General features: G+C 66.5%; 11 protein-coding genes and 1 pseudogene. 5 read left to right on the forward strand and 7 right to left on the reverse strand.

The window, feature by feature from the left end; translation table 11 throughout:
• Positions 1–87 precede the first annotated feature (87 nt).
• From UU7_RS18365 to UU7_RS09580, 3 genes are all read right to left on the reverse strand, one after another.
• A complete protein-coding gene (locus UU7_RS18365) occupies positions 88–1,050 on the reverse strand; it encodes a cation diffusion facilitator family transporter (RefSeq protein ID WP_007807745.1) in 963 nt (320 codons plus the stop codon).
• Between the two features lie 3 nt (positions 1,051–1,053).
• Entirely contained in the window at positions 1,054–1,794 is a 741-nt protein-coding gene (locus UU7_RS18370) for a DNA-formamidopyrimidine glycosylase family protein (RefSeq protein ID WP_007807747.1), read from the reverse strand.
• A 371-nt stretch (positions 1,795–2,165) separates the two neighbouring features.
• Positions 2,166–2,912, reverse strand: coding sequence for a DUF72 domain-containing protein (locus UU7_RS09580; RefSeq protein ID WP_007807748.1), 747 nt, complete (start codon positions 2,910–2,912; stop codon positions 2,166–2,168).
• 170 nt (positions 2,913–3,082) lie between these two features.
• Between UU7_RS09580 and UU7_RS09585 the strand changes: the two genes are divergently transcribed.
• Positions 3,083–6,184: a PAS domain S-box protein gene (locus UU7_RS09585; RefSeq protein WP_162098645.1), complete on the forward strand. Its 3,102-nt coding sequence runs from the start codon at positions 3,083–3,085 to the stop codon at positions 6,182–6,184.
• 79 nt (positions 6,185–6,263) lie between these two features.
• Here UU7_RS09585 and UU7_RS09590 read toward each other — a convergent pair whose 3' ends face one another.
• Positions 6,264–6,620 (reverse strand): response regulator, encoded by a 357-nt coding sequence (locus tag UU7_RS09590; protein WP_007807751.1) that lies wholly within the window; start codon positions 6,618–6,620, stop codon positions 6,264–6,266.
• 208 nt (positions 6,621–6,828) lie between these two features.
• A complete protein-coding gene (locus UU7_RS09595; RefSeq protein ID WP_007807754.1) occupies positions 6,829–7,302 on the reverse strand; it encodes a PA2171 family ribosome-binding persister protein in 474 nt (157 codons plus the stop codon).
• A gap of 199 nt (positions 7,303–7,501) precedes the next feature.
• Between UU7_RS09595 and UU7_RS09600 the strand changes: the two genes are divergently transcribed.
• Positions 7,502–7,885 (forward strand): hypothetical protein, encoded by a 384-nt coding sequence (locus tag UU7_RS09600; RefSeq protein WP_040673216.1) that lies wholly within the window; start codon positions 7,502–7,504, stop codon positions 7,883–7,885.
• A 269-nt stretch (positions 7,886–8,154) separates the two neighbouring features.
• On the opposite strand, the gene UU7_RS09605 is transcribed toward UU7_RS09600, so the two are convergent.
• The gene (locus tag UU7_RS09605) at positions 8,155–8,394 is read right to left on the reverse strand and encodes a hypothetical protein (RefSeq protein ID WP_157582119.1); all 240 of its coding nucleotides are present in this window, start codon (positions 8,392–8,394) and stop codon (positions 8,155–8,157) included.
• An 84-nt stretch (positions 8,395–8,478) separates the two neighbouring features.
• Between UU7_RS09605 and UU7_RS09610 the strand changes: the two genes are divergently transcribed.
• Positions 8,479–8,964 carry a DUF421 domain-containing protein gene (locus UU7_RS09610; RefSeq protein ID WP_007807760.1) on the forward strand — a complete coding sequence of 162 codons (486 nt, stop codon included), beginning with the start codon at positions 8,479–8,481 and terminating at the stop codon, positions 8,962–8,964.
• A gap of 34 nt (positions 8,965–8,998) precedes the next feature.
• Complete coding sequence (locus tag UU7_RS09615) at positions 8,999–9,871, forward strand: YihY/virulence factor BrkB family protein (protein ID WP_007807761.1); 873 nt, start codon at positions 8,999–9,001, stop codon at positions 9,869–9,871.
• Between the two features lie 118 nt (positions 9,872–9,989).
• Here UU7_RS09615 and UU7_RS09620 read toward each other — a convergent pair whose 3' ends face one another.
• Positions 9,990–10,340 (reverse strand): VOC family protein, encoded by a 351-nt coding sequence (locus UU7_RS09620; protein WP_007807762.1) that lies wholly within the window; start codon positions 10,338–10,340, stop codon positions 9,990–9,992.
• A 492-nt stretch (positions 10,341–10,832) separates the two neighbouring features.
• On the opposite strand from UU7_RS09620, the pseudogene UU7_RS09625 reads away from it, so the two are divergent.
• Positions 10,833–11,117 (forward strand): annotated as a pseudogene (locus UU7_RS09625) (IS110 family transposase); the annotation flags it as partial.
• Between the last annotated feature and the right edge of the window lie 138 nt (positions 11,118–11,255).

Raw genomic sequence — 11,255 nt, forward strand, 5'->3', positions numbered from 1 at the left:
ACGTGCAGCACGCGCCGCGGGAGCCTGGCACGCACGGTCAGGCGACGCGTGGCGCCCGGCGAGAGCGGGACGAACTTCGCCGCTGCTTCACGGGGCCCGGTGCCGGCCTTCGGCCTCGATCATGTGGCGCCGCGCGCGCCAGGTCTCGGCGGTCTGCGGCTTGATGAACAGCGAGACGATTTCGGGGTGGGCCTGCTTGGCCTGCTTCTCGATGCGGTTGATGCAGGCTTCGATCTGCGGCGTGGTCAGGGCGTCCTCGAACTCGGCGCTCAGCGTGGCGACCACCTGGCTCGGTCCCATCTGCACGGTGAGAACGCCGTTGGCGCAACGCACCCCGGCGTCGCCCGCCGCGATGGCGAGAATCGCCTCGCCCACCACCGGATGGGCGGGTTCGCCGATAAGCAGTCCCTTGGTCTCGCGGGCCAGCAGCATCGCCGACAGCGACAGCACGGCGGCGATGCCGATCGAGGCGACGCCGTCCAGCGCGGGCTGATCGAGCAGTTGCGCGCTGACCAGCCCGGCCAGCGCCACCAGCAGGCCCAGCAAGGCCGCGCTGTCTTCCAGCAGGACGGTGAACGTGGTGGGGTCCTTGCTGAGACGAAACGCCTCGAAGTAGCCCAGCCTGCCCTTGCGCGCGCGGAACTCGCGCAGCGCCACCCACCACGAGCTGCCTTCGAACACGAACGACACCGCCAGCACCAGGTAATTCATCAGCGGCCGTGCGACCGGTTCGGGTTGGCGGACGTGCATCACGCCCTCGTAGAACGACACGCCGGCGCCCATCGCCAGCACCAGCAGGGCCACGATGAAACTCCAGAAATACAGCTCCCTGCCATAGCCGAACGGGTGGGTGCGATCCGGTGGCCGCGCCGCGCGGCGCAAGCCGTAGAGGAGCAGCAATTCGTTGACCGTGTCGACCAGTGAATGCACGCCTTCGCTGAGCATCGCCGAGCTGCCGGTGATCCCGGCGGCCACGAACTTGGCGATCGCGATCATCAGGTTGCCGCCCAGGGCGACAAGGACCACCTTGTGCGAACCGGATGCGGCCACCGGTCAGTCGTCCGTGTACAGCTTCTGGCAGCGCGGGCAGAAGAAACTGCGACGATGGGTCTTGCCCAGGTACCCGCGCTGCAGCGGAATGTCGTGGCGCGGGCAACGCCCGCGGTTGTGCACCAGCCAGTGCCTGGCCAGCACGAAAGCCTTTTTCCATGCCAGGAATTCGAACGCGTAGACGCGGGCCTGCTCCACCAGCTGGGCCAGCTTGTACGGCGACAGCGCGCCGATGGTGGAAAGCGGATGGACGCGGATGCGGAACAGCACCTCGTTCTTGATGATGTTGCCGACGCCGGCGAACACGGTCTGGTCGAGCAGGGCGTCGCACACCAGGGTGTGCGGCATGGCGCGCAGCTTCGCCCTGGCCAGTTTCGGATCCCATTGTTCCGACATCACGTCGCCACGCCAGTCGTACAGCTCGTCGAGCCGACCTTCCAGCAGACGCACCGAACAGTTGTAGAAGTTCAGCTCGCCCTCGTCGAAACCCAGGCCGAGTCGCGGCGCGATGTCCCGTGCTTCGTCGATGCGGTAGCTGCCGAACATCAGCAGGTGGACGCGCACGTTCAGCTCGCCGGACAGCTCGACGAGGAACTGCTTGCCGAAGCTGCGCAAGGCCAGCACCCGGCGACCGGGCAGGCGCTGCAGGTCGATCTTCGCGTTGCCGGAGGCGCGGCGGATGGTGCGCCCGGCGAAGGCGGCCGCCTGTTCGCGCAGGATGACGATGGAAGGGCCTTCCGGCATCGATGCTTCCGCAGATGGGGGATGGCCATCGTGCAACGGGCAACGAGCACGAAAGGTGAAGCGCCCAGAGCCTGCGAAGAAAATCGTTTCCTGTGGTTTTCTTCCATCGCACGTCCGCTACGTGCCCGGACGTGGTCACGCGAATCAGTCACCTGGGTGACCGATCCGCGGCCGGCCATCGCGCAACTGCTCCTGCGTTGCCTCAACGCGGGCATCGGGCAACTGCTCCCTGCGTTGCCTCAACTCGGGCATCGGGCAACTGCTCCCTGCGTTACCTCAACTCGGGCATCCATGCCCTCGCCATGCCCTCGCCATGCCCTCGCCATGCCCTCGCCGTGGCCGGGCTTCGAGGTTGAAAAAATCACAACCTCTCAGACGTCGGTGACATCGCCCACACGCGATGCCAGTTCCAGTGCGTTGGCCACCGCGTGGCCCAGTGCCGTGTTGTCGAAGATGCACCAGTGCCTGGACGGCGCCGGGTCGGGGCGTCGCAGGCGGCGCTCGATCCGGCGCAGGGCGGCTCCGGAGTACGCGTCGTAATAGATCCGCGGCGAGCCGTGCAGACGGAAATACTGCAGATGGTGGTCGCCCGCCGGCACGGCGGCCCGGGGTTGCCGGGCAGGATCGGCGGCCACCCGCGCGATGCCGCGTTCACGCAACGCACGGCCCACGGCAGGATGGAACCAAGACGGATGCCGCGGCTCGCACGCCACCGAACCCGCGTGCAGGCGCCTCAGCTGATCGAGGAAGGGCAGCACTTCCGGCGGCCGGTAGGCGAGGCTCGGCGGCAACTGCAGCAGCAGGCAACCCAGCTTCGTCCCGAGCTCCTCGACCTGAGCCAGGAAGTCCCGCAACGCCGGTTCGGCATGGCGCAGGCGCGCCTCATGGCTGATGGCGCGGGGCATCTTCACCGCGAAACGGAAATCCCGCGGCACGCTGGCCGCCCAGCGTTGCCAGGTGGCCGGTCGATGCGGGCGATAGAACGATGAATTGATCTCCACGCAGTTGAAGCGCCGTGCATAGCGTTCGAGATGGCTGCTCCCCTCGGGGAAGCGATCGGCCTGGGCGGCGGGGATCGACCAGCCGGCGCAACCGATCAGCAGTTCGGGTCGACACATCGCGTGGACAATCACGGCAGCATGCTTGGCGGGGTGTGGAGGGCAGGCGTTGTTATAGTTGAAGATCGAAGATTGAAGACGCCGCGTGAGAGGGTCGTGAATGCATCCCGCGACGCTTCGAAGCCAGTCCTTCGAATCGGGTCGACAGACAGGATATGGGGGTGGGTCGGATGGCGGGGACGTTTGGCGCGGGAGGTTTCTCCGGATCTTTCCCGGCCTTGCTGGAGGCGATGCCGATGCCGGCCTATCTGTGCGACGGCAACGGCCTGGTGCTCGCCCGCAACGCGAAGGCAGCCCGGCTGTGGGGCGATGCGCTGCAGATCGGCGCCAGTGACCACGCGCTGTGGACCGTCGCCGGGGCCGCGCCGCGTGCGGCACGGCCCGGCGATGCGGCGGATGACATCGACATCGTGCTGCAAAGCGCGACGGGCGAGCAGTTGCGCGCATCCGTGAGCGTCTCCGCCCTGATGGAGGGCGAGCTGCCTTCCGGCGTGCTGCTGAAGTGTTTCCAGCTGGACCGCGCGCGCGACGAGGCGGAGGACTTCTTCGAGAATGGCGCGGTGGGACTGCGCCTGGTGGCGGCGGACGGCACGATCCTGCGTGCGAACCAGGCGGAACTGGATCTGCTGGGCTACCGGCGCGACGAATACGTGGGCCACAAGCTGGGCGAGTTCGACGCCGACGGCGACCGCCTGACGCGGTTGCTGGAACGCATCCGCGGCGGGGAATCGGTGGACCGGTATCCGGCCCGCCTGGTGGGCGGGGACGGTCGCGTGCGGCATGTGCAGATCAGCTCCAGCGGCCGGTTTGTCGATGGCCAGTTAGTCCATTCGCGCTGCTTTACCGTCGACGTGTCCGAGCAGAACCGCTTGAGCCGCGCGATCCGCAAGCGCGAGCAGTTGTCCGGGCAGGTGCTGCAGGCCCTGCCGGTGGCGATCTACACCACCGATGCCGAAGGCAGGCTCACCTTCTTCAACGAGGCGGCGGTCGATCTCGCCGGACGGCGCCCATCGCTGGGCGAGAACTGGGCGGCCTCGTGGAAGCTGCTCGGACCCGACGGCAACCCGCTGCCACGCGAGCAGTACCCGATGGCCATCGCGATCCGCGAGGCGCGGCCGTTGCATGGGGAGATGGTGGTGGCCGAACGGCCCGATGGCAGCCGGGTCACGCTGGCCACATATCCCACGCCGCTGTTCGATGACGACGGCAGCCTCAGTGGCGGCGTGAACATGCTGCTCGACCTCACCGAGCAGAAGGAAGCCGAGCAGGCCCTGCAGGGGCGCAACGCGCGGCTGGAACAGCGCGTGTCCGAACGCATCCGCGTGGCGGAAGCGACGTCGATGAACCTGCATCGCAGCGAACGCAATTTCGCCCTGCTGGTGAGCAGCGTGATCGACTACGCGATCTACATGCTTGATCCGCAGGGCGTGATCACCAACTGGAACGCCGGGGCCGAACGCATCAAGGGGTACACCGCCGAGGATGTCATCGGCACCCATTTCTCGCGCTTCTACACACCCGAGGACTGCGCCGCCGGCATGCCGGCGGCGGCCCTGGAAACCGCGCGCCGCGAAGGGCGCTACAGCGCGGAAGGCTGGCGCGTGCGCAAGGACGGCAGCCGCTTCTGGGCCAGCGTGGTGGTCGACCCGATCCACGATGGCGGCAGGCTGATCGGTTTTGCCAAGATCACCCGCGACGTCACCGAGCGGATGCAGGCCGAGACGGCGCTGGTGGAAAGCGAATACCTGGCCCGCGGCGTGATCGACACCGCGCTGGACGGCTTTGCGCAGCTGGACGAGGGTGGCCTGATCGTCCGCTGGAACCCGCGCGCGGAAACCCTGTTCGGCTGGGAGCGCGAACAGGCCATCGGTCAGCCGCTGTCCGCGCTGGTGGTGTCGGAGCAGGACCGTCAGCGCTTCGAGGACAGCCTGCGCCTGCTGCCGGCGCAGGAAGCTCCGCGCGCCGCGGTGCGGTCGATCGAGATGGTCAGCCGCGACGGCCGCAGGATGCCGGTGGAGATCAGCATCAGCACGCTGTCCCTGCATCAGGGCTACCGCACCAACATCTTCATCCGCGACCTCAGCGAGAAGGTGCTGATCGAGGCACAGCTGCGCCAGGCGCAGAAGATGGAGGCGGTCGGCCAGCTGACCGGCGGGCTTGCCCACGATTTCAACAACCTCCTGCAAGGCATCATCGGCTCGCTCGACCTGATCCAGCTGCGGGTGGATGCGGGCAGGACGGGCGACGTGGCGCGCTTCGTCGACGGTGCGCTGAACTCGGCCAGCCGCGCCGCGGCGATGACCCATCGACTGCTGGCCTTCTCGCGCCGCCAGCCGCTGGACCCGCGACCGCTGCAGGCCAACCCGCTGATGCTGTCGATGGCCGACCTGCTGCAACGCACACTGGGCGAGCAGATCACCCTGGAGTTCGATCTGGCGCCCGACCTGTGGCCGACGCTGTGCGACCCCAACCAGCTCGAAAGCGCCGTGCTCAACCTGTCGATCAATGCGCGCGACGCGATGCCCGGCGGCGGCCGGCTGATCATCCGCTCGCGCAACGTGAACGCCGACGACGTCAAGACGCGCCAGTGGCACGAGGTGAGCAGCGACCGCTACATCTGCATCGAGGTCGTCGACACCGGCGTCGGGATGACCCCCGAGGTGATCGACCACGCGTTCGAGCCGTTCTTCACCACCAAGGCGGTGGGCCAGGGCACGGGCCTGGGACTGTCGATGGTGTACGGCTTTGCGCGGCAGTCGAACGGCTACTGCGACATCCGCAGCACGCCGGGCAAAGGCAGCACCGTGGTGCTGTATCTGCCGTATCACCTGGACGAGCCGGGGCAGGATGCCGAGCGTGCAGCGAGGCACGCGCTGGAGGCGCCCGGCCAGGGCGAGATCGTGCTGGTGGTGGAGGATGAAGAGGTGGTGCGGCACGTGGTGGTCGAGGTGCTGCATCAACTGGGCTACGTGGTGCTGGAGGCCGCTGACGGCGAGGCGGGGCTGGCGGCATTGCGCTCCTGCGAAGATGTCCACCTGCTGATTTCCGACATCGGCCTGCCCGGCATGAATGGCCGGGCCCTGGCCGATGCGTCGCGGGCCCTGCGGCCCGACCTCAAGGTCCTGCTGATGACCGGCTACGCGTCCGATGCTTCGGCATCGGAAGGGTTTGCCGCGGGCATGGAGCTGATCACCAAGCCATTCACCGTCGAGGCGCTGGCCAACCGGCTGCGCCGGATGCTGGGGAATGCCAGGGGCGGGGACTTTTCGTGAGCGCGTGAGCCGCACCGGCGGTCAGCGGTTCGCCGGCGGCTCCAGCCAGCAGGCCAGGCCGGCAAATCAGGCCGGCAAATCAGGCCAGCAGGTCGCGCACGGCGTTGCACAGCGACGCCATGTCCAGTGGCTTCGACATCATCCGGACGCCGGGGAACTCCGCCGCCAGAGCCTGCAGGTCGCCGCCCGACATCACCATGAACGGCACGTTTCGCGCCTGCAGCGCCACCATCACCGGATGCGCGGTCTCGCCACGCAACCCCACGTCGAGCAGGGCTGCATCGAAATCGCCGCTTTCGATGTCACCCAGCGCATCGATGAGCGAGAGGTCGACGAAGACCTCCAGTCCCATGTCGCGCAAGCTGTCTTCCACCACCATGGCAACGACGGGATCGTCCTCGACCACGAGGACCCGCTTTCCCTTTTCGAACGACATCTTTCCTGGCCCCGGTGCTCGTGCAATCCCGGACGAGTGTAAGCCTTCCTGAGGAAAACGGAATGCCGATCACGCCAGCAGAATGGGCGGACCGGCGTGCGCCGCCGCGGTCACCGGATTGCCGCACGGCCCTGGGAAAGCGGGCGGAACGTCGCCAGCGGCCACCACCACGCACCAGTCGGTCCGTCGGGCGCGCCAAGCCAGGGTTTCACCCCCGATCCGACTTCAACTGCTTGACCAGTTCGGCCTTGCGCATCGCCATCTTCTCGCCCAGCGACGCCAGGGTCGCCTTGTCGAGCAACTTCTTCGCGCGGGGGAACATCTCCTTCTCTTCCTCGTCCGCGTGGTGGGTCACCAATTCCTTGAGCACCTTGGCGCGTCCGGAAAACTTCTCGTTGCCCACGGGCGTGGCCAGCAGGTCGGGCAGCACCAGGTCGCCGGCGGCGCGATGTTCCTCCAACGCCTCGAAATACATCTTGTCATCGTCCGACTGGTTGCCACTGGCCTTGAATGCGGGGTAGAAGATCTCTTCCTCGATGGTGGTGTGGGCCTTCAGCTCCACCCGGATCTTCTCCAGCAGTTCGGTGCGCTTCTTGACGGCGCGGGGCGTGCTTTGCGCCAGTTCCTCGAGCAGTTTTTCCACCGCATCGTGGTCGTTCTTGAGCAGGGTGATCGCGTCCATGGGGAACTCCGGTTGGGGGAGTGGGGACAATGCCCGCGCGCCGGTGAATGGGTCGTGCAAGGTTTGCGCAGACGACGTCACGCCCGGCATGGACGTTCCATTGCAGCCGATGCACGACACGGCCCCTCGACGGAATGCACATGGGGATTTAACCGCGCGGTCGGCACGCTGCGAGCTCCTCCCCAGGCAGAGACGCCCCATGTCAGCTCATGACCGCAAAGACTCCGCACATCCCGACGGCAAGGGCGCTCCGGCCGCGCCGGAAACGCCGGCCATGCGTGCGCAACGCAAGGCCAGGGAAAGCGACAACCAGGACGAGGCGCTGGAAGAGACCTTCCCGGCCAGCGATCCGGTTTCGCCCTTCGTGCCGGCGAAGGTGCCCGAGGTCGAGGCGACGGGCGCCACCGAAGGTCGCGGCATCATCCATGAAGGACGCCGCCATGACCTGGCACAAATCCGCTCCCAGATGGACCCGGACCTGCTGGAGCGGCTGCGGGGCGAGGGCTACAGCGACCAGGAGTTCTTCAACGCCTATCTGATCGCCCACGCCGACAAGTACGGCGAGCGGTTCACGGTCCGCTGAAGCCCGGTCGGCGGCTGTCAGGCCTGCAGGCGCCGGCGCAGCTTCATCGCGTCGAACGGCGCCTTCACCTTGGCGTCGTTGTCGAAGTAGCCATACACGTTGCACACGTCGCGCGACTTCCATGGCCAGACTGCGCATCGGCATTTCCGGCTGGCGTTATGCGCCATGGCGGGGAAGGGAGTTTTCCCCGGTCGGCGATGGGCGATGACGCTACCGCGCCGGCCGTGGTTTGACGGGCGGTGCCGGTGCCGGATCGGGTGGGTCTGTGGTCACCCTTTCTTGATGCAACCGCGTGCAAGGTGCAGCTTTCGACAAGAGAGCGCAGACATGGTCGGCCGCTTGGAAACCACAGGCATGGCGACGGCGACCGCAACGACAACGATGTCGCGAAGAAGGACGCCACCCACCGGAAAGAGCGCGACCGCGAGCTGCGCGAAGACCAGCAGGACATCGACAGTGAGTCCCGCCGCAAGACGGGTGCGGGTTGATCCGTCGATGCCCGCCGGCATCCGCCTCGGCTGTCCCGCCGTGACCATCGCCGCCGGATGCTCGCTCGGGTCCGCACGAATGCGCGGCAAGCCGTGGACAGACCGATGAACATGTCCTTTCTCGCGTTCAGCATGTCGCCCCTGGAGATTCTGGTGCGGGGCAGCCTGATGTACTGGTTCCTGTTCGTGATCTTCCGCTTCGTCCTGCGCCGCAACGCGGGATCGGCCGGGATCGCGGACATCCTGTTCGTGGTGCTGCTGGGCGACGCGGCGCAGAACGCCATGATCGGCGACGGCCAGACGGTGGCCGACGGCGCGACCCTGATCGCCACCCTGGTCTGCTGGAACTATCTGCTGGATTACCTGGGCTGCCGTTACGCGCTGATCTCGCGACTGACCGATGCGCCGCCGGTGCTCATGATCCGCCACGGTCGCCTGCAGCGCGGCAACATGCGCCGGGAAAACCTCACCGAGCAGGAGATCGACGCCCAGTTGCGGCTGTCCGACGTCGAGCGGCTCGACGAGGTCAGGGCGATGTACCTGGAAAGCGACGGCTCCTTCAGCGTGCTGAAGAAGAAGCGGTCCTCGTAGACGTGCCGCCAACGATCAACCACCGGGGAAGTCCATGCAGCTGTCGCGACTGGCCAGCATCCTGCGCAAGACGATCGGAGGGATCGGCGACGATGCGCTGCTGACCCGCGCGGCGGCCATCGCGTTCTACTCTGCGTTGTCGTTCGCGCCGCTGATCGTGTTGCTGCTGTGGCTGCTGGCCGCGTTGCGGCCGGAGTGGCAGCAACAGCTGACCGACGGGCTGGCCGGGATACTGGGCGAAAAGGCCGCCGGCGCGATCACCCTGGTGCTGCAGAACGCGAAGTCCAGGCCGACGCTCGGCAACGTCGCCGGGGTGGTGGGCCTGCTGATCACGCTGTTCAGTGCCTCGGTGGTTTTCGCCCAGCTGCAGGGCGCGCTCAACGTCATCTGGGATGTCCAGGCCAGGCCCGGCAAGGCCATCACCGCCTGGCTGTGGGCGCGCGCCCGGGCGATCGCGCTGCTGGTCGGCGTCACCTTCCTGCTGATCGTGTCGTTCGTGGTCAGCACGCTGATCCGCTTCTTCGTGCCGGTGGATTCGTGGATCTGGAGCATCGCCGAGCAGGTGATTTCGCTGCTGGTGTTCATCGCGGCGTTCGGCGCGATGTATCGCGTCCTGCCCGATGCGCGCATCGCGTGGGCGGATGCCTGGCGCGGCGCCTTGCTGACCACCGTGCTGTTCATCGCCGGCAAGTACGCGATCGACCTGTACATCCGCCACGCCAGCGTGGGCGGCGCCTACGGACCGGCGGGCGCGCTGGTGGTGCTGCTCACCTGGGTCTACTACGCCTCGACTATCGTGCTGATGGGCGCCGAACTCACCCACGGTCTGTCCGCCGCCCGCGGCGAAAAGGCGCCACCAGAACAGCAGGCGGAACGTTCGAGCGACAAGGAAATGCGCAGCGGCTGATCCGCCCGATTCCGACGGATGCGCATATCAACCGGTGGGCTTCGGGCAAGCGCAACCGGGAAGATGCACTGGAAAGGCCGTCCAGGGGTTCCGCTGGCCCTGGATGTCCGATGAAGGGCTATTGATGCTGAAGGACATTGACGAGCTTGCCAAACGGGTCGCGAACGTAGAAACGGCGCACGCCCCAGGGCTCGTCTGCCGGACCGTACTCCACGGAGATGCCAAGTTCCTTCGCTCTTTCCAGTGCGGCAGACAGATCATCAACCTCGATGGACAGGTCGGGGACCGAGGTGCCCGATCCGCCCTCCGAAGCCACGCTGACCTGCAGTGTCATCTTTTCATCGGAGCCGAAAGTCCTGATCCAGCCGTGATCCATCAGCGTGTCGAGGCCAAGGAACTTCCCGTAGAACACGTTGGCCTTGTTCAATTCCGTGCTGGCGATGTTGGTGACAATCCGACGAACCTTCACTGTGCCTCCAAAGTGTCCAGTGTGCGTGAACAATTGAGTCAAGCGACGCCGGTACGGCATCCGCTCGAACGAGAAGAAAGCGACTTGCTGCCCTTTCGGCCCCGACGGCCATGATGGTGTTGCAACGCCAGCGTCAACGGAAGAGGCAGTCTCCACGAGCACTATAACCATCGGCGTGGAGCGGGCGAAGAGCGTGTTTTCGGCGTGCGAGATAGACGCGCAGGACAATCCCATGCATCGGCAGGCCGGCATGGCCTGAGCTGCGTGCCTTCGCCACACCGTTTCGTTCCACGTCCGCGCCACGCGGCAACCACGGGTCGGACCCGCCCGGAGCGAACCCGACTGGCATTCTGGACGTCCAGACGCGTTTCGGCCGACCCCCGAGCACCGACGACACCGCTGAACGACTGAGGTCCCGGGAGCGGTCTGTATCCTGGTCCGAGACGGCAACATCGGTTCAACAATACCGTCCAGGGAAATGCATCCTGGCAACGTTTGGGCGCGATCAGCTGCCGCGGTGATGGCTACCTGCGCACGCTGCTGATCCAGGGCGCGCGCAGCAGCCTGCAGCGTGCCAAGGCGGTCGCCACGGAAAAGGCCACGCCCGAACAACGGTGGATTCGGTCTCTGGCAGCGCGGCTGTCGTTCGGCAAGGTACTGGTCGCCATCGCCAACAAGCATGCGCGCCAGCTGTGGGTGATGCTGGCCCACGACGTGGACTACGACCCGTGTGCCAGCCAGCGGCATCCCATGCACCGCCTAACTCAGCTCGCTTGAGGAACCCCTGTTTTCGATTCACCGTCAGCGCAACGCGGCAACAACGGGTCAGACCCACCCGGAGAGAACCTGACTAACATTCTGGACGTCCAAACGTGTTTCGGCCGATCCCCGAACACCGACGACACCGCTGAACGA

The organism is Rhodanobacter spathiphylli B39 (assembly GCF_000264295.1).
GTDB classification, from domain to species: Bacteria; Pseudomonadota; Gammaproteobacteria; order Xanthomonadales; family Rhodanobacteraceae; genus Rhodanobacter; species Rhodanobacter spathiphylli.

Bases quoted from the DNA above. Each gene is read 5' to 3' on its own strand.
- UU7_RS18370 (WP_007807747.1), bottom strand. From the start codon at position 1,794: ATGCCGGAAGGCCCTTCCATCGTCATCCTGCGCGAACAGGCGGCCGCC.
- UU7_RS09580 (WP_007807748.1), bottom strand. From the start codon at position 2,912: ATGTGTCGACCCGAACTGCTGATCGGTTGCGCCGGCTGGTCGATCCCC.
- UU7_RS09585 (WP_162098645.1), top strand. From the start codon at position 3,083: ATGGCGGGGACGTTTGGCGCGGGAGGTTTCTCCGGATCTTTCCCGGCC.
- UU7_RS09590 (WP_007807751.1), bottom strand. From the start codon at position 6,620: ATGTCGTTCGAAAAGGGAAAGCGGGTCCTCGTGGTCGAGGACGATCCC.
- UU7_RS09595 (WP_007807754.1), bottom strand. From the start codon at position 7,302: ATGGACGCGATCACCCTGCTCAAGAACGACCACGATGCGGTGGAAAAA.
- UU7_RS09600 (WP_040673216.1), top strand. From the start codon at position 7,502: ATGTCAGCTCATGACCGCAAAGACTCCGCACATCCCGACGGCAAGGGC.
- UU7_RS09605 (WP_157582119.1), bottom strand. From the start codon at position 8,394: ATGCCGGCGGGCATCGACGGATCAACCCGCACCCGTCTTGCGGCGGGA.
- UU7_RS09610 (WP_007807760.1), top strand. From the start codon at position 8,479: ATGAACATGTCCTTTCTCGCGTTCAGCATGTCGCCCCTGGAGATTCTG.
- UU7_RS09615 (WP_007807761.1), top strand. From the start codon at position 8,999: ATGCAGCTGTCGCGACTGGCCAGCATCCTGCGCAAGACGATCGGAGGG.